The organism is Streptomyces sp. HUAS 15-9, assembly GCF_025642155.1.
In the GTDB taxonomy this organism is placed as follows: Bacteria; Actinomycetota; Actinomycetes; order Streptomycetales; family Streptomycetaceae; genus Streptomyces.
This window is the reverse complement of sequence record NZ_CP106798.1, coordinates 8,304,411-8,330,132: the sequence shown is the minus strand read 5'-3', so window position 1 is coordinate 8,330,132 and position 25,722 is coordinate 8,304,411. Positions and strand designations below refer to the sequence as shown.

The 25,722-nt window shown below is 71.3% G+C and carries 19 protein-coding genes; 8 read left to right on the top strand and 11 right to left on the bottom strand.

Annotated features, from left to right (window positions below):
- The first annotated feature begins 187 nt into the window (after positions 1-187).
- Together N8I87_RS37940 and N8I87_RS37935 are read left to right on the top strand one after the other, a co-directional pair.
- A complete protein-coding gene (locus N8I87_RS37940) occupies positions 188-841 on the top strand; it encodes a response regulator transcription factor (protein ID WP_263215391.1) in 654 nt (217 codons plus the stop codon).
- A gap of 7 nt (positions 842-848) precedes the next feature.
- Entirely contained in the window at positions 849-2,156 is a 1,308-nt protein-coding gene (locus tag N8I87_RS37935) for a sensor histidine kinase (RefSeq protein ID WP_263215390.1), read from the top strand.
- A gap of 5 nt (positions 2,157-2,161) precedes the next feature.
- On the opposite strand, the gene N8I87_RS37930 is transcribed toward N8I87_RS37935, so the two are convergent.
- Together N8I87_RS37930 and N8I87_RS37925 are read right to left on the bottom strand one after the other, a co-directional pair.
- The gene (locus N8I87_RS37930) at positions 2,162-3,037 is read right to left on the bottom strand and encodes a universal stress protein (RefSeq protein ID WP_263215389.1); all 876 of its coding nucleotides are present in this window, start codon (positions 3,035-3,037) and stop codon (positions 2,162-2,164) included.
- A gap of 167 nt (positions 3,038-3,204) precedes the next feature.
- Positions 3,205-3,414, bottom strand: coding sequence for a hypothetical protein (locus N8I87_RS37925; RefSeq protein ID WP_263215388.1), 210 nt, complete (start codon positions 3,412-3,414; stop codon positions 3,205-3,207).
- Between the two features lie 607 nt (positions 3,415-4,021).
- Here N8I87_RS37925 and N8I87_RS37920 point away from each other — a divergent pair.
- Together N8I87_RS37920 and ppdK are read left to right on the top strand one after the other, a co-directional pair.
- A complete protein-coding gene (locus N8I87_RS37920) occupies positions 4,022-4,687 on the top strand; it encodes a CBS domain-containing protein (protein ID WP_263215387.1) in 666 nt (221 codons plus the stop codon).
- 164 nt (positions 4,688-4,851) lie between these two features.
- A complete protein-coding gene (gene ppdK / locus N8I87_RS37915) occupies positions 4,852-7,539 on the top strand; it encodes a pyruvate, phosphate dikinase (protein WP_263215385.1) in 2,688 nt (895 codons plus the stop codon).
- A 13-nt stretch (positions 7,540-7,552) separates the two neighbouring features.
- Here the strand turns inward: ppdK and N8I87_RS37910 are convergent, their stop codons facing one another.
- The 9 genes from N8I87_RS37910 to pflB form a co-directional block, all read right to left on the bottom strand.
- A complete protein-coding gene (locus N8I87_RS37910) occupies positions 7,553-8,050 on the bottom strand; it encodes a flavodoxin domain-containing protein (protein ID WP_263215384.1) in 498 nt (165 codons plus the stop codon).
- Positions 8,051-8,066: 16 nt separating this feature from the next.
- Complete coding sequence (locus N8I87_RS37905; protein ID WP_263215383.1) at positions 8,067-8,795, bottom strand: CBS domain-containing protein; 729 nt, start codon at positions 8,793-8,795, stop codon at positions 8,067-8,069.
- A gap of 14 nt (positions 8,796-8,809) precedes the next feature.
- On the bottom strand, positions 8,810-11,506 hold the full coding sequence (locus tag N8I87_RS37900; RefSeq protein WP_263215382.1) for a bifunctional acetate--CoA ligase family protein/GNAT family N-acetyltransferase: 2,697 nt from the start codon (positions 11,504-11,506) through the stop codon (positions 8,810-8,812).
- A gap of 124 nt (positions 11,507-11,630) precedes the next feature.
- Positions 11,631-12,644, bottom strand: coding sequence for a type I glyceraldehyde-3-phosphate dehydrogenase (gap, locus tag N8I87_RS37895; RefSeq protein WP_263215381.1), 1,014 nt, complete (start codon positions 12,642-12,644; stop codon positions 11,631-11,633).
- A gap of 80 nt (positions 12,645-12,724) precedes the next feature.
- Entirely contained in the window at positions 12,725-13,609 is an 885-nt protein-coding gene (locus N8I87_RS37890) for a universal stress protein (RefSeq protein ID WP_263215380.1), read from the bottom strand.
- A complete protein-coding gene (gene adhP / locus N8I87_RS37885) occupies positions 13,606-14,628 on the bottom strand; it encodes an alcohol dehydrogenase AdhP (protein WP_263215379.1) in 1,023 nt (340 codons plus the stop codon). Before adhP ends, N8I87_RS37890 begins: the two co-directional genes overlap by 4 nt.
- Positions 14,629-14,652: 24 nt before the next feature.
- Complete coding sequence (locus N8I87_RS37880) at positions 14,653-15,558, bottom strand: universal stress protein (RefSeq protein ID WP_263215378.1); 906 nt, start codon at positions 15,556-15,558, stop codon at positions 14,653-14,655.
- A gap of 175 nt (positions 15,559-15,733) precedes the next feature.
- Complete coding sequence (pflA, locus tag N8I87_RS37875) at positions 15,734-16,471, bottom strand: pyruvate formate-lyase-activating protein (RefSeq protein ID WP_263215377.1); 738 nt, start codon at positions 16,469-16,471, stop codon at positions 15,734-15,736.
- Positions 16,468-18,726: a formate C-acetyltransferase gene (pflB, locus tag N8I87_RS37870; protein ID WP_263215376.1), complete on the bottom strand. Its 2,259-nt coding sequence runs from the start codon at positions 18,724-18,726 to the stop codon at positions 16,468-16,470. Before pflB ends, pflA begins: the two co-directional genes overlap by 4 nt.
- A gap of 198 nt (positions 18,727-18,924) precedes the next feature.
- Between pflB and N8I87_RS37865 the strand changes: the two genes are divergently transcribed.
- The 4 genes from N8I87_RS37865 (at position 18,925) to N8I87_RS37850 (ending at position 25,608) form a co-directional block, all read left to right on the top strand.
- Positions 18,925-19,629 (top strand): response regulator, encoded by a 705-nt coding sequence (locus tag N8I87_RS37865; protein ID WP_263215375.1) that lies wholly within the window; start codon positions 18,925-18,927, stop codon positions 19,627-19,629.
- A gap of 98 nt (positions 19,630-19,727) precedes the next feature.
- The gene (locus N8I87_RS37860; RefSeq protein WP_263215374.1) at positions 19,728-20,129 is read left to right on the top strand and encodes a hypothetical protein; all 402 of its coding nucleotides are present in this window, start codon (positions 19,728-19,730) and stop codon (positions 20,127-20,129) included.
- A gap of 180 nt (positions 20,130-20,309) precedes the next feature.
- Positions 20,310-22,997 (top strand): bifunctional acetaldehyde-CoA/alcohol dehydrogenase, encoded by a 2,688-nt coding sequence (gene adhE / locus N8I87_RS37855; protein ID WP_263215373.1) that lies wholly within the window; start codon positions 20,310-20,312, stop codon positions 22,995-22,997.
- A 178-nt stretch (positions 22,998-23,175) separates the two neighbouring features.
- Entirely contained in the window at positions 23,176-25,608 is a 2,433-nt protein-coding gene (locus tag N8I87_RS37850) for a SpoIIE family protein phosphatase (RefSeq protein WP_317633527.1), read from the top strand.
- The last annotated feature ends 114 nt before the right edge of the window (positions 25,609-25,722 follow it).

Sequence of the window (25,722 nt, the reverse complement as noted above, 5' to 3'; positions counted from 1 at the left end):
ATGTTCCGGCCCTGGCCTCGGGCCGGCGGGTATCGTCTGGAGGCGAAAGGGCCGACACGACGACGCACGACATAGCGACACGAGAGCTGTGACCGGTCTGTGACCGGGCGTTGGGCACTCTTCCCAGAGTGATCTGTCTCCACCGCCCCGTTCCACCGGTCGCGGCACGACTCGCCGGGGGTGGGCGATGAGAGTGCTGGTGGCCGAGGACCATGTCGAACTCGCCGATTCCGTGGCCAGGGTGCTGCGCCGCGAGGGCATGGCCGTGGACGTCGTCTACGACGGCATGGACGCGCTCGAACACACGTCATTGGTCGACTACGACGTCGTCATCCTCGACCGGGACCTGCCCAAGGTGCACGGCGACGAGGTCTGCAGCGCGCTGGTGCGGCAGCCACAGCATGCCCGGGTGCTCATGCTGACCGCGTCGAGCACCATCGCGGACCGGGTCGAGGGACTCAGCATCGGCGCGGACGACTATCTTCCCAAGCCCTTCGCATACGCCGAGTTGGTGGCACGCATCCGTGCGATCGGCCGGCGTCCGCACACGGCCATGCCGACGGTTCTCGTCCGGGGCGAGCTCCGGCTCGACCCCGCCCAGCGGATCGCCACCCGGGCGGGCGAGCGGCTGCCGCTCAACCCCAAGGAGTTCGCCGTACTCGAGTATCTGCTCGGCGCCGACGGCCGGGTCGTATCGGCGGAGGAACTGCTGGAGCGGGTGTGGGACGAGGCGGCGGATCCGTTCACCACGACCGTGAAGGCCACGATCAACCGTCTGCGGTCGAAGCTGGGCGACCCTCCGTTGATCGAGACAGTTCCCAGGGGCGGTTACCGGATTTGAGGGGTCCATGCGTCTGTCAGTCCTGACCAGGGTGCCGCAGTCCGCGTATCGCCTCCTGGTCCCGAAGCGGATTCGGCTGCGTCTGACCCTGCTGTACGGGTTTCTCTTCGTCCTTTCGGGTGCGGTGCTGCTGGTGATCACCTATCTGCTCGTCAGCAACGCCACGAGCAGCTTCATCACGGTCGAGTCGAAGAGTGCCGGGCCGCGATCTTCCGGAGGCGACTCCGACAAGCCGTCCCCCGGCCTGCCGCCGGACATCGGTGGAGTGGCCCGGCAGTTCGGCGAGCAGTCGGTCCGGCAGCACGGGGCCCAGATGCACGACCTGTTGGTCCAGTCGGGGATCGCGCTGGCCATCACCACGGTGATCTCGATCGCGCTCGGCTGGGCGGTGGCCGGGCGCGTGCTGCGCCCGTTGCGCACGATGACCTCCACCATCCGTCGTATCTCCGCACGTAATGTGCACGAGCGGCTGGCCTTCGGCGGACCGCGCGACGAGCTGACCGAACTCGCCGACACCGTCGACGGATTGCTCGGCCGACTGGAGACGGCGCTCGACTCCCACAAGCGTTTCGTCGCCAACGCGGCACACGAGTTGCGCACTCCGCTCACGCTGGAGCACGCGCTGCTGGAGGAGTCGCTGATCGATCGCGAGGCCACTTTGGATTCGTTCCGGGAGAACTTCGAGCGTCTATTGACGATCAGCAAGCAGCAGGCGCGCCTGCTGGAGTCGCTGCTCACCCTGTCCAGCAGCGAGCGCGGCGTGGATCGCCAGGAGCAACTGGACCTGGCGGTACTCACCCGGCAGGTGGTGGACACCTTCCGTCCGCAGATCGAGCGGCGGGGGCTGCGGCTGGAGGCGTCGGTCGAGTCGGCGGCCGTCACGGGAGACTCCGCGCTCGTCGAACGCCTGGTGGCCAACTTGCTGGACAACGCGGTGGACTACAACGTTCCCGGCGGAGTCCTGGAGTTGCGCACGGCGGTCGAGAACGGACGCGCGGTGGTGTCCGTCGCCAATACGGGGCAGGAGATCTCTCCCGAGCAGGTGGACCGGTTGTTCGAGCCGTTCCAGCGGCTGCACCGTACCGCGGGCGACGACCACCACGGCCTGGGCCTGTCGATCGTACGAGCCATCGCCGCCGCGCACGGCGCCACCCTCACCGCGCGCGCCCGCCCGGACGGCGGTCTGTCTGTGGTGGCCGCCTTTCCGCTGCGACGCGCGGACGCGTCTCACGGGCCGCGCGGTCACCAGCCGCCGTATGGGACGAACGCGCGCACCGGCGATTCACTCCTCGCACGGGCGCCGGAGCGCGGCTGAGCAGGTCACAGCGTCTGGGGCACGATCGCCACCGGGCAGTCCGCGTGGTGCAGCAGGGCGTGGCCCACCCGGCCGATCTGGAGACCGGCACGGCCGTGCCTGCGTTCGGCGCCCACGATCACGAGGTCGGCGGCGGCCGAGCGGTTCACCAGGACCCGGTGAGCAGGTCCCTCGACCGTCACACTGCGCACCCTGACGCCGGGGTGGTCGGCCATGGTGTCGTGCAGCAGCGCGTCCAGCAGGGCCGAGGCCCGCTTCTCGTGGTGCCGGGCGGGTTCCTCGGCGAGTGCGGGGTGGTCGGTGCTCTCGTGTGCGGGGCAGCGCCAGGCGCGGACTACGTCCAGGGTGCATCCGCGTGCCTCGGCCTCGCGGAAGGCGAACCGTACGGCCTCCGCGCCGGTGGCCGGGTCCCCCGCGCCGAGCAGGATCCGTTCGTGGCTGCCGGCCAGGCCCGCCTTGTCGCCCCGGACCACGATCACCGGGCACTGCGCACGGGCCGCCACGGCCAGGCTGACCGAGCCGAGGAGCAGACCCTTCAGCTCGCCGCGGCCGCGCGATCCGGTCACCAGGACGGAGGCGTTGTTGCCCTCGTGCAGCAGGGCGTCCACCGGGTCGTCGGGGAGGATGTCGGTGGTGGCCTTCACCTGCGGGTTGCGCCGTGCGGCACGCTCCGCCGCCGAGGCGACGATGTGTTCGGCCAGTACGCGCTCGGAGGCACGTTCCAGGGTGTCCGACGGCGTGCCTGTCTCGTAGCGCTCCCAGCGGGAGGCGTAGACCAGCCGCAGCGGTGCGTCGCGGCGGGCGGCCTCGTCCACCGCCCAGTCGACCGCCAGCAGGCTCCCGTCCGATCCGTCGACGCCTACGACCAGGGGAAACGTCATCGTCCCCACCGCCTTTCGTCGGACTGCCACGTCGTGCAGCAGGGGTCCGATTCCACGGTCGCACCCGGCATCGGCCATGACGAGGGGCAGGCCGGCCCTCGTCGGGGACATTCGGCCCATGCCCGCGTCCGCTGTGTGGGCCGCACGGTCGGGGCGGGGATCGCCGCTCAGCAGTGCGCGGACATCCGGTGGTCGTTCTGTTCCGGCCGGTGCGGTGTCCGCGGCGTCGTGTCGTGCGGGCGGCGGCTGCGCAGACGGACGGTGAGCGCGTCGAAGGCCGTCGTGAACACCGCGGTGAGGATCGCCGTCATGCCCACCGCCACGACCAGCAGCACCGAGAAGCGCTCCCAGAACTCCGGTGTGAGGCTCGTGCCCACTGTCCTCGCCCTCCCTCATCGGGGTCGTTTTCGCTCGCTCACAGCCAACTCCGTCGGCGGGCCGGCCGCATGAGCCGAGCGGTCCCGGACAGGGGCCCGGGACGTCCTTGTCGCGGGGGGCCGTACGGCCCTGGAAGCCGGGTGGCCCGCGGGGAAGGAGCGGCGCAGCGCTCAGGACGCCCCGAGCTTGATCCTTGAGGTGGGGACCGTTCGGCCCTGGTGGCGCGGTCGTTTCCGTGGTGTGCTGGAGGTGGCGGGAAGGACCCGACACAGACGCGGGGAAGCGGCCGGCGGCGGTCGCGCACCGCGCTATCAGGATCCGCGAGAAGCGGGTGAGTCCTTCCCGCCCTGTCATGCCCGACCGTGCCCCCTGTCCCGGACCGTGCCCCGACGGGGCCGAACGGCCCGTTGCCGTGCCCGAGCGGCCCGTGGTCCGCGGGCCCCGGTCGGCACATGCTGGGATGAGGGGGCGGACGGCATTCCGGAGGGGAACGACAGGCCGTCGTACGACCGCTGTCCTGGTCCGGACCGCCCGGTCGGCGATCCGCGAAGGCGACGCGAGCGACGAGGTGTTGTCGGCCCCACCCGGCTCTCCGAGGAGGACACCATGTACGACAGCCCGCGCACCGTGAGCGATGTGATGACACACACCGTCGTCGCCGTCGGCCGCGACGCCGCGTTCAAGGACGTCGTCGAACTGATGGAGCAGTGGAAGGTCAGTGCCCTTCCCGTGCTGGAGGGCGAGGGCAGGGTGATCGGCGTCGTGTCCGAGGCCGATCTGCTCCCCAAGGAGGAGTTCCGGGACAGCGACCCCGACCGGTTCACCCAGCGGCAGCGGCTGGCCGACCTGGCCAAGGCCGGCGCGCTGACCGCTGAGGAGCTGATGAGCGCGCCGGCCATCACGGTGCACGCCGACGCCACGCTGGCGGAGGCGGCGCGCATCATGGCCCAGCGCAAGGTCAAGCGGCTGCCGGTCATCAATGACGTCGGCATGCTCGAAGGCGTGGTCAGTCGCGCCGACCTGCTCAAGGTGTTCCTGCGCAGCGACGAGGAACTCACCGAGGAGGTACGCCAGGAGGTCGTCGAGCGTCTGTTCCCCCTGTCCGCCGATCACATCCAGGTCGAGGTCACCGAGGGTGTCGTGACCCTGACCGGGTGGGTCGACGGCACCACCCTGGTCGGGGTGGCCGAGCGGCTGGCGCGTGCGGTGGAGGGCGTCGTCGACGTCCGCTGCCACCTCGCCCCGGCGTCCGCGCGAAGTGACCCACAGTGATCGCATACGTCGACGAGTGACGTGACCGGCCCTGGTCCGGCGGCTTCGGCCGGGCATCGAGGATCTGCCGGGCGTCGACGGGCAGGGCGGGTGCGCCCGTGCCCTGTCGACCGTTCGACGCCGAGGTGCTCGGAGCCTACAGTCGGACGGAGGAGACCGGTGTCATGGTCCGATATGTGTACAACTTCGCCGAGGGCGGCCGTGACATGGCCGACCTGCTCGGCGGCAAGGGCGCGAACCTCGCCGAGATGACCCGGCTGGGGCTGCCGGTGCCGCCCGGTTTCACCGTGACCACCGAGGCCTGCCGGGCCTTCCTGGCCACCGGCGTCGAGCCGGAGGGCATGGCGGACGAGGTCTCCCGCCGTCTGTCCGACTTGGAGGCCGCCGCCGGGCGGTCGCTTGGGCAGCGGGACGATCCGCTGTTGGTGTCCGTGCGCTCCGGTGCGCGCTTCTCCATGCCCGGCATGATGGAGACGGTCCTGGACATCGGCTTGAACGACGACTCCGTCCTGGGCCTGGCCAAGGCATCGGGCAGCGATCGTTTCGCCTGGGACTCCTACCGGCGTCTCGTCCAGATGTTCGGCAGCACGGTGATGGGTGTCGACGCGGCCCTGTTCGAGGAGGCCATCACGCGGCTCAAGGAAGCCCGCGACGCCCCGGACGACGTCCATCTGGACGCGAGCGACCTCGCCTGGCTCGTGGAGGCGTACCAGCGTCTTGTCCGTGAGGAGACAGGGCGGGACTTCCCCCAGTCCCCTACCGAACAGCTGCGCCTGGCGATCCTCGCGGTGTTCCGCTCCTGGAACGGCGAGCGCGCCCGGCTCTACCGGCGGCGTGAGCACATTTCCGACGACCTGGGCACCGCGGTCACCGTGCAGCGCATGGTGTTCGGCAACCTGGGTCCGGACTCGGGCAGCGGGGTCGCCTTCACCCGTGACCCGGCCACCGGGCGTCCGGGCCTGTACGGCGACTATCTGCCCGACGCCCAGGGCGAGGACGTGGTCGCCGGCATCCGCAACACCGTGACGCTGGCCGAGCTGGAGCGCCTCGACCCGCGCGCGTATCTGCAGCTGCGCGACCATATGCGGACCCTGGAGCGGCACTACCGGGACCTGTGCGACATCGAGTTCACGATCGAGCGTGGCCGGCTGTGGATGCTGCAGACCCGGGTCGGCAAGCGCACCGCCGAGGCCTCGTTCGCCATCGCGGCCGAGCTGGTGGAGGAAGGTCTCATCACCCAGGACGAGGCGCTCGACCGGGTGAGCGGCGAGGGGCTCGCGCGGCTGATGTTTCCCCGCTTCGACGCCGCCGCGACCGGCACCGCCCTCGCCCATGGCATCCCCGCCTCTCCGGGCGCGGCGGTCGGCGCGGCGGTCTTCGACTCCGCGGAGGCCGTACGGCGCGCTGCCGACGGCGAGCGGGTGATTCTCGTACGCCAGGAGACGACCCCCGACGACCTGCCCGGCATGGTCGCCGCGCAGGCCGTGCTGACCAGCCGCGGCGGCAAGACCAGTCACGCGGCCGTCGTCGCCCGCGGCATGGGCAAGGTCTGTGTGTGCGGTGCGGAGGAACTCGCCGTGGACACCGGGGCACGGCGCTTCACCACCCCTGACGGCACGGTCGTGGAGGAGGGCACGGTCATCTCGGTGGACGGCTCCGCCGGCGCGGTGTATCCGGGTTCCCTCACGCTGGTCGCGTCCGCCGCGATGCGGTATCTGGAGACCGGCGAGCTGTCGGACGGTGTCGTCGCGGCGGTGGCCCGTGCTCTGGAACAGGCCGACGCGGTACGGCGGCTGGGGGTGCGGGCCAATGCCGACACCCCCGAGGACGCGGCACGCGCCCGCCGGTTCGGCGCGCAGGGCATCGGGCTGTGCCGCACCGAGCACATGTTCCTCGGCGAGCGGCGCAAGCTGGTGGAGGAGATGATCCTCGCCCGTGACGACGCCGGGCGCGAGCGGGCGCTCGCGGCCCTTCTGCCCCTCCAGCGGCAGGACTTCATCGGCATCCTGGCGGCGATGGACGGCCTGCCGGTCACCATCCGCCTCCTGGACCCACCCCTGCACGAGTTCCTGCCCGACCGCACCGAACTCGCCGTCCGCATCGCCGCCGCCGAGGCGCTTGGTGATCAACCGGCCGCGCACGACAGGGAGTTGCTGGACGCGGTGAACCGTATGCACGAAGAGAACCCGATGCTCGGCCTGCGCGGGGTGCGCCTGGGTCTGGTGGTTCCCGGCCTTGTCGCGATGCAGGTACGGGCGATCGCCGAGGCGGTCGTGACACGCACCCGGGCCGGCGGCTCCCCACGTGCGGAGATCATGGTGCCCCTGGTCGGCGCCGTCGAGGAACTCCGGCTCGCCCGCGCCGAGGTGGAGCGGGTGCTGGCCGAGGTCGCCGAGGAGTCCGGCGTGCCCGTCGCGTGCCCGATCGGTACCATGATCGAGCTGCCGCGGGCCGCGCTGACCGCGGGCCGGATCGCCGAGGCGGCGGAGTTCTTCTCCTTCGGCACCAACGATCTGACCCAGACCACCTGGGGTTTCTCCCGTGACGACGTCGAGGCGGCGTTCTTCTCCGCGTACCTCGACAAGGGCGTCTTCGCCACCTCCCCCTTCGAGACGATCGACCGCGACGGCGTGGGCCGGCTGGTCCGCATCGCCACCGACGAGGGCCGGGCCACTCGCCCCGGCCTGAAGATCGGCGTATGCGGCGAGCACGGCGGCGACCCGGAGTCGGTGCGCTTCTTCCACGCCGCGGGACTGGACTACGTCTCCTGCTCGCCGTTCCGGGTCCCGGTGGCCCGTCTGGAGGCGGGCCGGGCCGCCCTGCCGACGACCGGCAGCAGCGACAGCCGGTGAGCCGCACCGGACACTAGACGCGGCTCAGTTCGTCCGCGACATGCGCCGCCCACGTCTCGATCGCGCCGAAGTCCCGGAAGTCACCGCCCTTTCCGGAGCGGAGGATCATCGCGGCCATCCGCCCCTTGGCGCCGTCCTCGAGGCAGCCGCCGAAGGTGATGTGTTCCCGGACGTCCAGCCGCGTCATCGCGCGCCGCACTCCGGGCACGGGCGGGATGTCCCGCTCGCAGGCGGAGGCGTCGAGCGGACCGCTGCTGAAGAACCACACGGGTCGTTCGGCGAGTGCGCGGCGGTGGCGGCGGACGAACCGGCGGGCGTCCTTCTGCCAGCGGCCTGCGTACAGCCCGCCACCGACCACGACCGCGTCGTACGGCTCCACACTCCCCACGGACCGGGCCGGCAACACCTCGGTCGTCAGGCCGGCCTTGCGCAGGACGGCCTCGATGGTCTCGGCGATCCTCGCCGTCGATCCGTTCGTCGTTCCATAGGTGACCAACACGGTGCCGGTCATGGCGGCACGCCTCCTTTCACGGTCCACGCAGCCAGTCGTCGGCCGCGCCGTGCAGGGCCTGTTCCGCGCGTATGCGCGCGTCGTCCAGGTGGTAGGTCAGGTGGTCCACCACGTCGACCACGCCGTCGATCTGACGGGTCATGGAGACGGCGATCTCCGTGGCGGACTTGCGTTCCATGCGGCCGGTGAGCGTGACGACGCCTTGTGTCACCGAGACGTCGACGCTGCGCGGCGGCAGCCACAGGATGCGTCCCAGGATGCCGTCGATCACCTCGTCGCGGATCTCCCGGTCCGGGCGCAGGAACACCTGGAGCAGGTCGCGCCGGGTGACCATGCCGACCAGCCGGTCCTCCTCGTCGAGCACGGGGAGCCGTTCCACATGCCGAACGGCCATGGTCCGGGCCGCTTCCACGATGGTGTCGTCGGCATGCACCGTGACGGGCGGCCGAGACATCAGCCGCCCGGCCGTACCGGCCTTCGCCTTGGCGGCCTGCCTCCGGGCACCGCGGGTCAGCTGCGCGAGCCCCGCGCGGCGCCTCGGTTCACAGGGCCCGGGTGTGGCCGCCTGCCGCACCACGAGGTCCGTCTCGGAGATGACGCCGATGACCTTGTCGTCCTCGTCGACGACCGGCAGCCCGCTGATCCGGTGGTCCGCGAGAAGCCGCACGACCTCCTTGAACGGGGTGGCGTACTCGGCGTGGACGACGTCCGTCGTCATCACGGAGCCGACCTTGTCGTGCTTCATGTCCGTCAACCTCCTCAGCGGAGCCGGCGCAGATAGGGGTCCTGGGGCCCACGGGGCAGCAGTTGCACGCGCGCGTCGAGGACGGTGACCCCGCCCGGTGCCGCCAGGACCGGGTTGAAGTCGGCCTCGGCGAGCTGCGGCAGGTCCGCCGCCATCCGGGACAGCCGCAGAAGCACCTGCTCCACGCCTTCCAGGTCGATCGGCCGGTGGCCGGCCGTGCCGAACAGCAGGGGCGCGCAGCGCGGGGATGTGATCAGGTCGTGCACGTCGTGGTCGGTGAGCGGGGCGAGCCGGGCCGCGTGGTCGGCCAGCACCTCGGTGGCCGTGCCACCGAGGCCGAACAGGACGAGCGGGCCGAAGACCTGGTCCTGGACGACACCGGCGAACAGTTCGGTGCCACGGTCGGCGAGGGGCTGCACGACCACCCCGGTCAGCAGGCCGGCGAAGCGCGTGTCCAGGTCCCGGAACGCGGCCCGGACCTGGAACTCGCCCCGCAGATCCAGATGGACGGCGTGCTGCTCGCTCTTGTGGACCAGGCCCGGCCAGTGCGCCTTCATCACGACCCGCCCGTCGGCGCCGTGCAGGCGCTCGGCGGCGCGTACGGCCTCGTCCTCGGTCTCGGCCCACGCCCAGGGAATCTGCGGGATGCCGTAGCAGGCCAGAAGGTCGGCGCAGACGTCCGGGTCGAGCCAGCCGCCGTCCGGGTGTTCGGCCAGGTGGGCGTCGACGATCGCGCGGGCCCGATCGGAGTCAACGTCTTCGAGCTTCGGTACGGTGCCCGCGGGGCGGGCGAGCCAGGCCGCGCGATGAGCGGCGTGGGCCAACGCGCGTGCCGCGGCCTGCGGTTCGGCGTAGGCGGGGACGGTGCCCCCGGAGACGGCGGTGAGCAGCCGGACCGGCAGGTCCTGCTCCAGGCGTACGACGGCCACCGGCTTCGCCCGGCGTGCGGGTGCCCCGGTGACGGCCCGCACCAGATCGTCACCCGTGGCGACGGCGACCGCCGTGGGGACGAGGGCGACCAGCACGGCGTCGATGCCCGGGTACCGCATGAGCCGGTCCACGCATTCCGTGAGCTGTTCCTCGGTGACGGAGGCGGTGGCGTCGACGGGGTTGCCGACGGCCGCCCCCTCGGGCAGTACGCCGAGCAGTTCGTCGGTCATCGCGGGGGTGAACGACGGCAGGGCTAGTCCCGCCTCCGCGCAGGCGTCGGCGGCCAGCACTCCGGCTCCGCCCGCGTTGGTGACGATGGCGACATGGGTCCCCGCGGGCAGCGGCTGGGAGTGCAACAGGGCGGCAGTCTCGAGGAGTTCGCCGATCGAGCGGGTGGCGGTGATGCCGGCCTGGGTGAACAGGGCCCCACGGGTCATGGTGGGGGTGGCGGCGGCAGCGGTGTGCGAGGCGGCGGCGCGCCGTCCGGCCACCGACCGGCCGGCGTCCACGGTCAGCACCGGCATACGGCGGGTGACCCGGCGGGCCGTGCGGGAGAACGCCCGCGGGTTGCCGAAGGACTCCAGATGCAGCAGGGCGAGGTCGGTGCGGCAGTCGCTCTCCCACCACTGGAGCAGATCGTTGCCGCTGACGTCGTACTTGTCGCCGAGCGAGACGAAGGACGACACGCCGATGCCGAGCCGGGACAGCCCGTCCAGCAGGGCGATGCCGACACCGCCGGACTGCACGGCGACGCCCGCGGTGCCGGGCCTCGGGTGATCGGCGGCGAAGGTCGCGTCGAGACGCAGTTCGGGGTCCGTGTTGGAGATGCCCAGGCAGTTGGGGCCGACCAGGCGCATGCCGTAGCCGCGGCAGGCGGCCAGCAGTGCCTGCGCCTGGTCGTGGTCGAGTCCCGCCGTGATGACGACGAGCGCGCGCACGCCCGCTGCGCCGCACTCCTCGGCGGTGGCCGGGACCGCCGCGGCCGGGACCGCCACGACCACGAGGTCCGGGGTCCTGGGCAGGGCGCTGATGGACGGGTAGCACTGCACGCCCAGAACCGACGACATGCTCGGGTTCACGGCGAACAGGCGGCGCGTGAAGCCGCCGGAGTGCAGATGGTGCAGGATCGCCCGGCCGACCGAGCCGGGCCTGCGTCCGGCGCCGACGACGGCGATCACGTCGGGGCGCAGCAGCGGTTCGAGGCTGGCCACGTCGGCCGACCGGCCGCGGGCCTCGACCGCCGAGAGGTAGGTGTCGTCCTCGTCGAGGTGGATGGTGCAGCGCACTTCCGGTCCCTCGTAGCGGCGGACGGTGCGCAGGCCGAGGTCGGCGAAGAGCCGGAGCACCTTGTTGTTCTCGCTCAGCGCGTCGGCCGTGAAGGTGGTGATGCCGTCGGCGCGGGCCGCGGAGACCAGGTGCTCGACGAGCAGGGTCCCCACGCCGCGGTGGTGCAGTCCGTCGGCGACCGCGATGGAGATCTCCGCCGGGCCGCCCTCCTGTCCGGCGGTGTCGTATTCGGCGAGGCCGAGCACCTGGTCCTTGGCCTCGGCCAGCAGGGCCCGGTAGCCGGGACGGGCGGGGGCGCAGGCCCGGTCGGCGGCCATGGCGGCCGACCGGCGGCTGGGTACGAAGAACCTCAGACGGAGGTTCTCCGGGGACATCTCCTCGTAGAGCCCTTCCAACTGGTCGTGGTCTGCGAGTGTGACAGGCCGGATGCACACGGTGGTCCCGTCCGCGAGCAGGGCGTGGGCGGGGGGTCGGTCGAGCAGGTGGTCCCTCATCGCGGGTCTCCTCCAAAACCGGTTGCCACTTCGAGCATCCGGCGGGGTGGCGTGTCGTCCCATGGGCTGTCCGGGACGGAGTTTGGGCCGTTCGGCCCTGATATGTACTCCGTCCCGGAGCCGGTCATTCGTCGGCCACGAGGGCCGTGAGGTCGAGGAGCCGGTTGGTGTAGCCCCACTCGTTGTCGTACCAGCCGAAGATCTTGGCCAGGGTTCCGTTGGCCTGGGTCAGGGCGGGGTCGAAGACGCAGGAGGAGGGGTCGCCGATGACGTCGCGGGAGACGATGGGGGCCTTCGAGACGCGCAGGATGCCGTTGAGCGGGCCCTCTGCCGCCGTGTCGAACGCGGCGTTGATCTCCTCCGGTGTCACCTCGCGGTTCAGCACGACCGCGAGGTCGGTCAGTGAGCCGTCCTCGACGGGCACACGGACCGCGATCCCGTCCAGCGCCCCGGCCAGTTCCGGCACCACCAGGCCGACGGCGCGTGCGGCGCCGGTGCTGGTCGGGATGATGCTCAGGGCCGCCGATCGTGCCCGACGCAGGTCCTTGTGCGGGCCGTCGAGGAGGGACTGGTCGTTGGTGTAGCCGTGGATCGTGGTCATCACGCCGCGTTCGATGCCGAAGGCGTCGTCGAGGACCTTGACCATGGGGGCGACGCAGTTGGTGGTGCAGGAGGCGGCGGAGACGATCCGGTCGCGGTGGCGGTCGTAGGTGCTGTCGTTGACGCCCATGACGATGGTGGCGTCCACGTCCTTGCCCGGCGCCGACAGCAGCACGGTGTGGGCTCCGCCCTTGAGGTGCAGGGCGGCGGAGTCCCGGTCGCGGAAGCGTCCGGTGGACTCGATCACGATGCCGGCGCCGTAGTCGGACCAGTGCAGGGCGGCCGGGTCGCGCTCGGCGGTGACGGCGATGCGCCGGCCGTCGACGGTGATCGAGCTGTCGTCGTGTGTGACGTCGCGTCCGATGTGGCCGAACGTGGAGTCGTACTCGAGCAGGTGGGCGAGGGTGGCGGGCGAGGTGATGTCGTTGATCGCGACGACCACGACGTCCTGGGTGCCCGCTTCGGCGCGGTCGAGTGCCGCGCGCAGGTAGGTGCGGCCGATGCGGCCGAATCCGTTGATGCCGACGCGTACGGTCATGGTGGTGGGTTCCTTTCGGCGTCAGGGGTGCGTCAGGGGTGTTCGGGCGTTGCTGCTCCGGTCGGTGACCTCGGCGTCGGTCATGGCTGCTCGGGCACGACGACGACGGGGCAGGCCGCGTGATGCAGGACTCCGTGGGCCACCCGGCCGAGCTGGAGCCCGAGGTGCTCCGGGTGGCGCCGGGCGCCGACGACCAGCAGGTCGGCACCGTGGGAGGCGGCCAGCAGGACTCGGCGGGGGTGACCCTCGACGGCGTGCGGGCGCAGTCGTACGTGCTCCGGCGCGTCTGTCAGCGCCTCCTGGAGCGTTTCCACGGCCCGCTCCTCGTGCAGTCGGGCGGGTTCTCCGGCCAGCAGCGGGTGGTCGGTCGTCTCGTGCGCCGGGCACCGCCAGGCGCGTACGGCCTCCAGCTCGACGCCGCGCAGTTCGGCCTCGCGCAGGGCGAAGCGCACCGCCGCGGAGCCGGCCGCTTTGTCGCCGACGCCCACCACGATGCGGCCGTGCGTCGCGGAGCGGGCCTGGTTGTCGTGGCTGCCGCGGAGCACGACGACCGGGCAGTGGGCGTAGGCGGCCACGGTCAGGCTGACCGAGCCGAGCAGCATCTCGACCATGCCGCTGCGGCCCCGGGTGCCCATCACCAGCGCGGAGGCGTCGCGGCTCGCGCGGACCAGCGCGTATTCGGGTTCCTCGGCCAGGACGTCGGTGGTGATCTTCACGCCGGCCTGGCGCCGCGCCGCGCGGCGGGCCGCGGCGGCGACGATGTCCTCGGCCCTCACCTGCTCCGACGGGCTGCCCACCACGTCCTGCGCCAGCGAGGTGCCCTCGTAGCGCTCCCACAGCGAGGCGTACACCAGCCGCAGCGGCACCCCGCGCATGGCGGCCTCGTCGGCCGCCCAGTCCACCGCGCGCAGGCTCGGCTCGGAGCCGTCGACGCCCACGACCAGTGGCAGATCCACCGCGCTCACCGCCCCGCTCCGAGATCGAACACGATCCGTGCCTTGACCTGTCCGCGCAGCACCTCGTCGATGGACTCGTTGACCGAGGACAGCGGCCGGGTCTCGCAGATGACCCGTGTCCGCCCGGCGGCGTGCAGTTGGAACACCTCGGCCAGGTCCTGCCGGGTGCCCACGATCGAACCGATCACCGACGTCCCGTTCAGCACCGTGTCGAAGATCGGGACGCGCACCGTGCCGTGTGCCGGCAGCGCCACCATGACCAGCCGGCCGCCGCGCCGCAGCCCGGCGTTGGCCGCCTCGAACGCGGCGTCGTTCACCGCCAGCGCCAGCGCCGCGTGCGCCCCGCCGTACCGCTTGAGCACCTCGCCCACGTCCTCCGTACGGGCGTCGATGACCAGGTCCGCGCCCAGTTCGGCGGCCAGTTCCAGCTTGTCGTCGGTGACGTCGATCGCGGCCACCTGCGCGCCGGCGATCTTCGCGTACTGCACCGCCAGATGCCCCAGCCCGCCGATCCCCGAGATGGCGACCAGCTGCGCCGGCCGCACCTGTGCGACCTTCAGCGCCTTGTAGGTGGTCACCCCGGCACAGGTCAGCGGGGCCGCCTCCACCGCGCTGATGCCCGGCGGCACCGGCTGCGCGAAGTCCGCCCAGGCGAGCATCTTCTCCGCATAGCCGCCGTCACAGCCGTACCCGGTGTTGACCTGCCGCTCGCACAGCGTCTCCCAGCCGGACAGGCAGTGCTCGCACCGCCCGCACGCCCAGCCCAGCCAGGGCACCGCCACCCGCTCGCCCACCCTCAGGTGTGTGACGCCCTCGCCGAGTTCCTCCACCACGCCCACGCCCTCGTGGCCGGGCACGAACGGCGGGTTCGGCCGGATGGGCCAGTCGCCGTGTGCCGCGTGGATGTCGGTGTGGCACAGCCCGGAGGCCTCCACCCGGATTCGCACCTGACCGGCGCCCGGCTCGGGATCCGGACGCTCCTCGATCACCAGGGGCTCACCAAAGGCCCGTACGACCGCTGCCTTCATGATGTCTGCTCCTCAGCAAGTGGGTCAGCCGTGGGCCACGACGGCGACGGGGGCGGTGGAGTGGTGCAGGACGGCGTGCGTGACGTGGCCGATGTGCGCGCCGAGGGGGCTGCGGCGGATCCGCCGGCCCACGACCACCAGCGAGGCCGCCTGCGAGGCCTCGACGAGGTGCACGGCGGGGCTGCCGTACCGGGACTCCTCGGTGACCTCGACGTCCGGGTACTTGTGCCGCCAGGGGCGCAGCGCCACGGTCAGGTTCTGGGCGTCGTTCAGGGCCAGCGCTTCGTTGAGGGCGGGATTGGCGGGTGTGCCGTATGCGTAGTACGGCGGCGGGTACCAGGCGTGCACGACGCGCAGGGAGGTACCACGGCGTACGGCTGCGTCGAAGGCGAACCGGATCAGTGTCTCGTCTGGGTGGTCGGTGTCCAGGCCCAGGACCACGGGCTGGAACGGTGTCGCGGCGGACGGGATGCCCGCCGGGTCCATCTCGTGTTCGTCGGCAGCCTGTTCACCGGCTCTGATCAGTACGACGGGGCGTTCGGCGTGGGCGACGACGCTCAGTCCGACGGAGCCGACCATGAAGCCGCCGACCCCGCCGAGGCGGCGCGAGCCGAGGACGAGCAGTTCGGCGCTCTTCCCCGCCTCGGTCAGCGCCTCGCCGGGGCTGCCGGAGAGCTGCTCGCTGGTCACCTCGACGCCGGGGTGGCGCAGACGGAGGCCGTCGGCCGCCTCGCGGGGAATGCGTTCGGTCCAGTGCTGGTGGGTCTCGGTCCCGAGCAGCGGGGCCTGTGCCATGGGCTCGGGGACCGGCTCCCAGACATGGACGATCTTCAGCGGCAGATCGAGCAACTTGGCTTCGCGAGCTGCCCATTCGGCCGCGGCGCGGCTTTGGGGCGAGCCGTCGAGACCTACGGTGACGGTGCGGGGCATGGTCTCCACCTTCTGGCGCGGGGAATCAGGTTCCGGAGTCGTGTTCGGCTGTTGCCTGACACACCTCACTCTGGCGCTCCACGGGGCGGCGCACCGGATGCCGAAGGTCGGTGGCCGTTGGGCTGAACGTCCCGGTGTGCAAGGCCTGTTGCCGAACCGCTGCGGCCTGAGCAGGTCAGTGGGCCGCCACACCCTGGGCACGGAACTGCTCTCGCACCCGCTCGATGAGTTCGGCGGACGGGCGGGGGGTGTTCTCCAGGGGGAAGGGAATGCCGAGCGAGGCGTACTTCGCGGCGCCGAGTCTGTGGAACGGAAGGATGTCGACGCGCTGGACGGCGGGGAGCCCGGCGACGAAGTGGGCCAGGCCGTCGACGGGTTCGGGTGCGTCGGTCCAGCCGGGGACCAGGACGTAGCGGATCCACATCGGGACGCCGAGCCGGTCGAGGCGGGTGGCGAAGTTCAGGGTGGGTGAGAGTTCGCCTCCGGTCAGTTTTCGGTACGTGCCGACGTCGAAGGACTTGATGTCCAGCAGGACCAGGTCGACGTCCGCGAGGAGTTCGTCGGTGGCGCGGGCGCCGAGGAAGCCGGAGGTGTCGAGGGCGGTGTGCAGTCCCGCCTCCTTGCAGCGCCGGAGCACCGCCGCGGCGAAGGCGGACTGGAGGAGCGGCTCACCGCCGGTGAGGGTCACTCCGCCGCCGGCCGCGGTGACGAACGGCCGGTACTTGTCGATCTCGGCCATCACCTCGTCGACCGTGACCTCCTTGCCGTCGCGCATGTGCCAGGTGTCCGGGTTGGCGCAGTACAGGCAGCGCAGCGGGCAGCCGCTGAAGAAGAGGACGAACCGGGTCCCGGGACCGTCCACGCCGGTGGACAGGTCCCAGGAGTGGATCCGGCCTTTCGTCGTCGTGCTCACAGCGATCCGTGGAAGGTACGGCTGATCACGTCGAGCTGCTGCTCACGGGTCAGGCGGACGAAGTTCACGGCGTATCCGGAGACGCGGATGGTCAGGTCCGGGTAGTTCTCCGGGTGTTCCATGGCGTCCTCGAGCTTGGCGCGGTCCAGGACGTTCACGTTCATGTGGAAGCCGCCGGCCGCCGTGTAGGCGTCGAGGATGCCGACCAGGTTCCCGGCGCGTTCCTCCGGGCGGTGGCCCAGGCCTTCCGGGGTGATGGTCGTGGTCAGCGAGATGCCGTCGCGGGCGTGCTCGTAGGGCAGCTTGGCCACCGAGAGCGCGGACGCGGCCACTCCGTGCCGGTCGCGGCCGTTCATCGGGTTGGCGCCGGGTGCGAAGGGCTGACCGGCGCGCCGCCCGTCGGGGGTGTTGCCGGTGTGCTTGCCGTAGACGACGTTGGAGGTGATGGTGAGGACCGACTGGGTGTGTTCGGCGTCGCGGTAGGTGGGGTGCTTGCGCACCTTCGCCATGAAGGAGTCGACCAGGTCGACGGCAAGTGTGTCGGCGCGGTCGTCGTTGTTGCCGTACGCCGGGTAGTCCCCCTCCACCTCGTAGTCCACCGCGAGTCCGGTGGCGTCCCGGACGACCTTCACGCGCGCGTGCTTGACAGCGGAGAGGCTGTCGGCGGCGACGGACAGACCGGCGATGCCACAGGCCATGAAGCGGTGCACGGGGTAGTCGTGGAGGGCCATCTCGAGGCGCTCGTAGGCGTACTTGTCGTGCATGTAGTGGATGACGTTGAGGGCGTTGACGTACGTCCGTGCCAGCCAGTCGAGCATCCGGTCGTACGCGGCGGCCAGCTCCTCGTACTCCAGGTACTCACCCGTCAGCGGCGGTGCGGCGGGGGCGATCTGTTCACCGGTCATCTCGTCCCGGCCGCCGTTGATCGCGTACAGCAGTGCCTTGGCGAGGTTGACCCGCGCCCCGAAGAACTGCATCTGCCGTCCCACCGCCATGGCGGAGACGCAGCAGGCGATCGCGGTGTCGTCGCCGGTGCACGGTCGCATCAGCTCGTCGGACTCGTACTGGACGGCACTGGTGTCGACCGAGACCTGTCCGCAGAACCTCTTGAAGCCGGACGGGAGCCGGGGCGACCACAGCACGGTCAGGTTCGGCTCGGGTGCGGGCCCCAGGTTGTACAGGGTCTGCAGGAAGCGGAACGAGGTGCGGGTGACCAGCGGGCGGCCGTCCGTTCCGATGCCGCCGATGGACTCGGTCACCCAGGTGGGGTCGCCGGAGAACAGGGCGTCGTACTCGGGGGTGCGCAGGAAGCGCACGATCCGCAGCTTGATGACGAAGTCGTCGACCAGTTCCTGGGCGCGTGTCTCGTCGATGATCCCCTCGTCCAGGTCCCGCTGGAGGAAGACGTCCAGGAAGGTCGAGGTGCGGCCCAGCGACATGGCGGCGCCGTTCTGCTCCTTCACCGCGGCCAGGTACGCGAGGTACAGCCACTGGACGGCCTCGTGCGCGGTGGTGGCGGGGCGGGAGACGTCGCAGCCGTATGTCGCCGCCATGCGGGTCAGCTCGCCCAGTGCCTTGATCTGTTCGGCGAGCTCCTCACGGTCGCGGATGATGTGCTCGGTCGACGGCTCACCGTCCAGCCGGGCCTTTTCGGCCAGCTTGGCCTCGATCAGCCGGTCGGTGCCGTAGAGCGCCACGCGCCGGTAGTCGCCGATGATCCGGCCGCGTCCGTAGGCGTCCGGGAGGCCGGTGATGACGGCGGCCTTGCGGGCGGCGCGCATCTCCGGGGTGTAGGCGTCGAAGACGCCGTCGTTGTGGGTCTTGCGGTAGGTGCCGAAGACCTTGGTCACGAAGGGGTCGGGCTCGTAGCCGTACGCCTTGAGGCCGTTTTCCACCATCCGCAGCCCGCCGGCCGGCATGATCGCCCGCTTCAGGGGCGCGTCCGTCTGCAGGCCGACGATCAGCTCGCGGTCCCGGTCGATGTAGCCGGGCGCGTGCGAGGTGATGGTCGACGGGGTGGCGGTGTCGACGTCGAGGATGCCCCTGCGCCGCTCTTCCGGGAAGAGCGCGCTCACCTTGGCCCAGACGGCGCGCGTGCGGTCGGTCGGACCGCTCAGGAAGCGGGCGTCGCCCTCGTACGGGGTGTAGTTGGCCTGTACGAAGTCGCGTACGTCGATGCCCTCGCGCCAGTGGCTGCCCGTGAACCCGCGCCAGGCGTCCGTCGTGCGGTTCCCGACTGACATGGTTGCGGTCATCGTCGGTTCTCTCCTCGCCTCAGCGCTCTCTTGTACTTCGGATCCTTGTCGCTCGTGACGGTCACGGGGAGTGCCGACAGGGACACATGCGGGGGCGCCGGTGGGCCTGTCGGCCTGGTACTTATGGACCGGGCAGGCGACGATCGTCATGGAGGCCGACGGTTTGTCGTCCTTGCATCCGGGGAACAAGGGATCGTCATGACGCAGACACGCACTTTCACAGAGCAGGACCCGATCCGCGTGTTCCTGCTCGACGACCACGAGGTCGTACGACGCGGCCTGACCGACCTGCTCGACGCGGAGCCCGACATCTCGGTCGTCGGTGACGCCGGCACCGTCCAGCAGGCACTCGCCCGGGGCCCCGCCCTGCGGCCGCACGTCGCCGTCCTCGACGTCCGTCTCCCCGACGGCGACGGCATCACGGTCTGCCGGGAGCTGCGCAGCCAGATGCCGGAACTCGCGTGTCTGATGCTGACCTCGTTCGACGACCAGGACGCGCTGCTGGACGCGATCATGGCCGGGGCGTCGGGCTATGTCCTCAAGCAGATCAAGGGCTCCGACCTGATCTCGGCGGTGCGCACCGTCGCCTCGGGCCAGTCGATGCTGGACCCCGCGACCACGGCCCGCCTGATGCGCTCGCTGCGCACCGAGCCCGTGAGCACCCCGGAGGTGCCGGCCGAGCTGGCGAGCCTGTCGCCGCGCGAGCGGGAGATCCTCGCCCTGATCGGCGACGGCCTGACCAACCGCGAGATCGGCAGGAAGCTCTACCTGTCCGAGAAGACGGTCAAGAACCACATCTCACGGATGCTGGCCAAGCTGGGCGTGCAGCGCCGCGTCCAGGCCGCTGTCCTCGCCTCCCACCTGGAACAACCCGATTCCCAGGACCGTCCGCCTCAGCGGTGAAGGCCCGATGGCCCCACCCCCAGGGCCTGACAGCCCTGTACCGCGGAGGGTGCTGGCAGAAGTCTGGATCTGCCCAACGATCTCAAGGAGCGGATCCCATGACTGCCAAGTACACCGGCACTCACGTCAGCACGACCGCCGACCTGCGGGTGCGCACGGAAGGCGAGGTGGGCGAGGAAGAACTCGCGTATCTGCGGGCCAAGGTCGACGCGGTCCTCGGCCGCCCCGGGTTGCCGGCCGCCCGCGGTGCCCTGAGGGTCGTCAAGGCGGTGGCGCACCACGCCGAGCAGCCCTGGTTCGCCGGAGCGGAGCTCGTGGTGGGGAACACCCTCGTCGTGGTGCACGCCCGGGAGGCCACGGCACATGAACTGGCGGACGCGTTGGCGGACCGGCTGCGCGGCCAGCTGAACCGGTTCCTGCACCGCAAGGAGGGGGCGCGCAGGTCGGCCACCCCGCCGCCGTGGCGCGGCGGCCGGGCCGGGGCCGGATCGGACCAGTAGGGCCCCAAGTACCCTGGCCCGCCGTGCCGGTCAGTCCCCGACAGGGACCATCGGCATCTGGGAGCGGCGGGCCGGGCCGCACGAAAGTGGGAAGTACGAGCGGCACCGGCCCTCTCGGTGCCGCTCCGGTCTGCACAGCCGGCCGACCCCGCCGGCTCTCGTCAATGGAGGCGTATCCCCATGACCCGTCACGACGCCGGAATCGAGGCCACGGCCACCGCCGGGGCGCCGTCCGACATCGCCATCGCCGTGGACCAGTTGGTCAACCAGGGACTCAAGGCACTGGCCGACTACGAGGCCTTCACACAGGAGCAGATCGACCACATCGTCAAGAAGGCCTCGGTCGCCGCCCTGGACCAGCACACGGCGCTGGCCCGTCTCGCGGTCGAGGAGACGGGGCGCGGCGTCTTCGAGGACAAGGCGGCCAAGAACATGTTCGCGTGCGAGCACGTCACGCACAGCATCGCGCCCATGAAGACCGTCGGTGTGATCGCCCGTGACGACATCGAGGACATGACCGAGGTGGCCGAACCCGTCGGCGTGGTCTGCGCGATCACGCCCGTCACCAACCCGACCTCCACCACCGTCTTCAAGGCCCTGATGGCGCTGAAGACCCGCAACCCGGTCGTCTTCGCCTTCCACCCCTCGGCACAGCGGTGCAGCACCGAGGCGGCGCGGATCGTACGGGACGCGGCCATCGCCGCCGGCGCGCCGGAGCACTGCATCCAGTGGATCGAGACCCCGTCGGTCGAAGCGACCAGCGTCCTGATGCGGCACCCCGGCGTCTCCCTGATCCTCGCCACCGGCGGCAACGCCATGGTCAGGGCCGCCTATTCGGCGGGCAAGCCGGCCCTCGGCGTCGGCGCGGGCAACGTCCCCGCCTATGTGCACAGGAGCGCGAAGCTGCGCCGGGCCGTCAATGACCTGGTGCTGTCGAAGTCCTTCGACAACGGCATGATCTGCGCCTCCGAACAGGCCGTCATCCTGGACGAGGAGGTCTACGACGCGGCACTGGCCGAGTTCCGCACCCTGCACGCCCATCTGGCGACCGCCGAGGAGAAGGCGAAGCTGGAGGCGTTCCTGTTCCCCGGCCAGGCCGCGAACTCGGGGTGCGAACCCAAGGTCAACGCCGCGGCCGTCGGCCAGAGCCCGGTGTGGATCGCCGAACAGGCCGGCTTCACCGTGCCCGCCGACACCTCGCTGATCCTCGTCCAGGCCGAACACGTCGGTCCGGACGAGCCGTTGACCCGCGAGAAGCTCTGCCCGGTGCTCGCCGTGCTGCGCGCCGGCTCGCAGGCGCAGGGCTTCGACCTCGCCGCCGACATGGTCGCCTTCCACGGGCAGGGCCACAGCGCCGTCATCCACACGGAGGACCGTACGATCGCCGAGGCCTACGGGCGGCGGCTGAAGACCGTACGGATCATCGTCAACTCCCCGTCCTCGCAGGGTGCCATAGGCGGCATCTACAACAACCTGCTGCCGTCGCTCACCCTCGGCTGCGGCTCATGGGGGCATACATCGGTGTCCAACAACGTCTCCGCCGCCCAGCTGCTGAACATCAAGCGGGTCGGCGCGCGCCGCAACAATCTGCAGTGGTTCAAGGTGCCCCCGAAGATCTATTTCGAGCCGCAGTCCATCCGCTATCTGGCCTCCATGCCGGACGTGCACCGTGTCACGATCGTCACGGACGCCACGATGACCCGCCTCGGCTTCGTCGACCGCGTCACCCGTGTCCTGCAGCGGCGCCACGAGCCGACGACGATCCAGGTCATCGACAACGTGGAACCGGAGCCGAGCATCGAATCCGTGCGGCGCGGCGCCCGCCTGATGCACGACTTCCGCCCGGACACGATCATCGCGCTCGGCGGCGGCTCGCCGATGGACGCCGCCAAGGTGATGTGGCTGCTGTACGAGCACCCGGACATCGACTTCGCCGACATGCGGCAGAAGTTCTCCGACATCCGCAAGCGCGCCTTCCGCTTCCCGGTGCTGGGTGCCCGGGCCCGCCTGGTCTGCATCCCCACCACGTCGGGCACCGGCGCCGAGGTCACCCCCTTCGCGGTGATCTCCGACCCGGCCACCGGCAAGAAGTACCCGCTGGCCGACTACGCGCTGACGCCCAGCGTTGCCATCGTCGACCCGCTGCTCACCACGGAGCTGCCGCCCGCGCTGGCCGCCGACAGCGGGTTCGACGCGCTCACCCACGCCATCGAGACGTATGTGTCCGTGTACGCGAACGACTTCACCGACGGCCTGGCCCTGCACGCGATCCGGCTCGTCTTCGAGAACATCGAGGCGGCGGTGAACGACCGCACGGGCCGTCCCGACGCGCGGGAGAAGATGCACAACGCCGGCACCATCGCCGGCATGGCCTTCGGCAATGCCTTCCTCGGCATCGTCCACGCCATGTCCCACACCCTCGGCGCCAGCTTCCACATCGCGCACGGCCGCACCAACGCGGTCCTCCTGCCGCACGTCATCCGCTACAACGGCACGATCCCCACGAAGCTCACCGGCTGGCCCAAGTACGAGAGCTACCGCGCCCCCGAACGCTTCCAGGACATCGCCCGCACCCTCGGGCTGCCCGCCGGCACCCCGCAGGAGGGCGTGGAGTCGCTGGCCGCCGCGGTGGAACGCCTCCGCGACGCCGTGGGCATCGAGCCGTCGTTCCAGGCCCTCGGCATCGACGAACGCTCTTTCCTCGACGCCCTGCCCCAGCAGGCCCTGAACGCGTACGAGGACCAGTGCGCACCCGCCAACCCGCGGATGCCGATGCTCGACGACATGCAGGACATCATGCGCACCGCGTACTACGGCGCCGTACGGAACCGGCCGGACACGGGCCGGGGCCGCAAGACCCCGGCCTGAGGGGATCCACCTGCCGTGATGGACGGCCGGGCCCGTGCACGGCGCGCGGGCTCGGCGGAAGGACGGTAGAAGTGGGATGACGGGGCCGAACGCGGAGAGGCCGGCCATGCGTGCGCCCGGTGGCCTCGGCCGCCGTGTTCTCCCCGCGGTCAGGGTGTCCATGGGGGCAGATTGGGCGATGATCGACATGCACGGTGCCACCCCACGCGGCAGCGGCTCCGAAGCGCTTCCGGAGGCTGCCGCCCCAGCCACCGCGGTCGTCGACGCGCAGGGGATCGTCACCGACTGGAGCGCGGGTGCGGAGCGTCTGCTCGGCTACCCGCGCCAGGAGGTCGTGGGCCGCCCCGTGCACCGTCTGCTGGGCTCGGACGCCGACGCCGAGAAGAGCCTGCACGCCGCTCTCGGCGGGCGGAGCAGGACGACCCTGCTCCGCCACCGGGACGGCCGGCACGTGGAAGTGCAACTGCACGCGTACCCGTCCTTCGACGGCAAGGGCCGCTCCCAGCAGCTCGTCGTGGCCACACCGCCGGAGCAGGTGCCGTCGGACCTGGCGACGGCCGAGGAAGCGTTCGCGCAGTGCCATCTGCCCGTGATGGTGTACGACTCCGCCCTGCGGGCGGTGCGGGCGAGCGCCGGCGCCACACGCGAGCTCGGCATGAGCGAGGAACAGATGCGCGGTCGGCGGGTCACCGACATCCTGCCGCCCCACATCTGCCGGTCGGTCGAGGACGGCATGCGGCGCGTGTTCGTGACCGGAGAACCCGAACGGTTCCATGTGCGCGGCAGGACCCGGCCGGAGGCGCGCGAGCGGGTCTGGTCCATCACTGTGTCCCCGCTCAGGACCCCGGCAGGGCAGGTACGGCACGTCGAGCTGTCCGCGCTGGACGTCACCGAGCAGCACCTGGCCCGGGAGCGGCTCGCGCTGCTGAACGACGTCAGCACACAGGTGGGCAGCACCCTGGACGTGACGCGGACGGCCCAGGAGATGGCCGACGTGGCGGTGGGCCGGCTTGCCGACTTCGTCACCATCGACCTGCTGGACGGCCTCTTCCACGGCATCGAGCCGACACCCTCCTTCTCGGGCATGGTCGCCCTGCGTCGGGTGGCGCAGCAGTCCGTCCTGCCCGGTGTGCCCGAGGCGCTGATCCGGCCCGGGGACGTGGACGAATACCCGCAGTCCGCGCCGCCCGTCCGCTGTCTGGCCACCGGTCGGCCCTCGTTGCACCGCACCCTCGACGAAGCCGTCAGGAGCTGGCAGGAAGCCGACCCCGAGCGGGCGGGAATCGTCCGCGCGTTCGGCATCCACTCGCTCATGGTCATTCCGCTGCGTGCCCGCGGGATCACCCTCGGTGTGGCGGTCCTCGTACGTCACCGGCGCCAGCACCCCTTCGAGGAGGACGATCTCCTCCTCGCCGAGGAGATCGGCGCACGAGCCGCCGTGGCCGTGGACAACGCCCGGCGCTACACCCTCGAACGCAACACCGCCCTGGCCCTGCAGCGCAGCCTGCTCCCCCACCGGCTGGCCGCCCAGGAAGCGGTCGAGGTGGCCTACCGCTACCTTCCGGCCCGCACGCGTGCGGGGCTGGGCGGGGACTGGTTCGACGTGATCCCGCTGTCGGGCGCCCGGGTCGCACTGGTCGTCGGAGACGTGGTGGGACACGGCCTGCAGGCCTCCGCGGCCATGGGGCGCCTGCGGACCGCGGTACGCACGCTGGCCGACGTCGACCTTCCCGCCGACGAGCTCCTCACGCATCTCGACGACCTGGTCACCCACCTCGCAGCACAGCAGGACGGCAGCGAGGAGGACGGGTCCGACCTGGAGATGCCCACCGATTTCGTCGCCACCTGCCTGTACGTGGTCTACGACCCGGTCTCGCGCCGGTGTGCGGCCGCCTCCGCGGGCCACCCCCCGCCCGCCGTCGTCACGACGGACGGCACGGCCGACCTGGTCGAGCTGCCTCCCGGCCCGCCGCTGGGTGTGGGCGGCCTGCCCTTCGAAACCGTCGAGTGGGACCTGCCCCCGGGCAGCCTCCTCGCCCTCTACACCGACGGCCTGATCCAAGGCAGCGAGCACGACCTGGGCACCGGCCTCGCGCTGCTGCGCCGGTGCCTCGAGCGGCCCGCCGAATCACTGGAGGCCATCTGCGACAGCGTGATCCACACCCTGCTCCCCGCACAGCCGCAGGACGACGTCGCCCTGCTGGTCGCCCGCACCCGGGCCCTCGACGCGAGTCAGGTGGCCACCTGGGACCTGCCCTCCGACCCGGCCGCGGTCGCGGGTGCCCGCGCGGAGGTCCTGGCCCGGCTGACCGCGTGGCATCTGCCGGATGTGACCTTCACGGCCGAACTGGTGGTCAGCGAGCTCGTCACGAACGCGATCCGCTACGGGCAGTCGCCCATCCAACTGCGTCTGATCCGCGACCGCACCCTCATCTGCGAGGTGTCCGACGGCACCAGCACCGCCCCGCACCTGCGCCGCGCCCGCACCTTCGACGAGGGCGGCCGTGGCCTGCTGCTCGTCGCCCGGTTCGCCGAACGCTGGGGCACCCGGCACCACGCGAACGGGAAGACCATCTGGGCGGAGATCGAACTTTCCGGCAAGGGGGCGTGACGGCAGGCGCCGTCGACGTCGAACGACCCACCCCGACCCGCCGTTCGGCCCCGGACCGGTGCCGTCCGGTCCCTGTGCGCCCGCCGCCCGGCGCGCTTTGCTGTGAGCGTCGGA

Coding starts and splice junctions, on each gene's coding strand:
- N8I87_RS37940 (WP_263215391.1), top strand. CDS start 188: ATGAGAGTGCTGGTGGCCGAGGACCATGTCGAACTCGCCGATTCCGTG.
- N8I87_RS37935 (WP_263215390.1), top strand. CDS start 849: ATGCGTCTGTCAGTCCTGACCAGGGTGCCGCAGTCCGCGTATCGCCTC.
- N8I87_RS37930 (WP_263215389.1), bottom strand. CDS start 3,037: ATGACGTTTCCCCTGGTCGTAGGCGTCGACGGATCGGACGGGAGCCTG.
- N8I87_RS37920 (WP_263215387.1), top strand. CDS start 4,022: ATGTACGACAGCCCGCGCACCGTGAGCGATGTGATGACACACACCGTC.
- ppdK (WP_263215385.1), top strand. CDS start 4,852: ATGGTCCGATATGTGTACAACTTCGCCGAGGGCGGCCGTGACATGGCC.
- N8I87_RS37910 (WP_263215384.1), bottom strand. CDS start 8,050: ATGACCGGCACCGTGTTGGTCACCTATGGAACGACGAACGGATCGACG.
- N8I87_RS37905 (WP_263215383.1), bottom strand. CDS start 8,795: ATGAAGCACGACAAGGTCGGCTCCGTGATGACGACGGACGTCGTCCAC.
- N8I87_RS37900 (WP_263215382.1), bottom strand. CDS start 11,506: ATGAGGGACCACCTGCTCGACCGACCCCCCGCCCACGCCCTGCTCGCG.
- gap (WP_263215381.1), bottom strand. CDS start 12,644: ATGACCGTACGCGTCGGCATCAACGGATTCGGCCGCATCGGCCGCACC.
- adhP (WP_263215379.1), bottom strand. CDS start 14,628: ATGAAGGCAGCGGTCGTACGGGCCTTTGGTGAGCCCCTGGTGATCGAG.
- N8I87_RS37880 (WP_263215378.1), bottom strand. CDS start 15,558: ATGCCCCGCACCGTCACCGTAGGTCTCGACGGCTCGCCCCAAAGCCGC.
- pflB (WP_263215376.1), bottom strand. CDS start 18,726: ATGACCGCAACCATGTCAGTCGGGAACCGCACGACGGACGCCTGGCGC.
- N8I87_RS37865 (WP_263215375.1), top strand. CDS start 18,925: ATGACGCAGACACGCACTTTCACAGAGCAGGACCCGATCCGCGTGTTC.
- N8I87_RS37860 (WP_263215374.1), top strand. CDS start 19,728: ATGACTGCCAAGTACACCGGCACTCACGTCAGCACGACCGCCGACCTG.
- adhE (WP_263215373.1), top strand. CDS start 20,310: ATGACCCGTCACGACGCCGGAATCGAGGCCACGGCCACCGCCGGGGCG.
- N8I87_RS37850 (WP_317633527.1), top strand. CDS start 23,176: ATGATCGACATGCACGGTGCCACCCCACGCGGCAGCGGCTCCGAAGCG.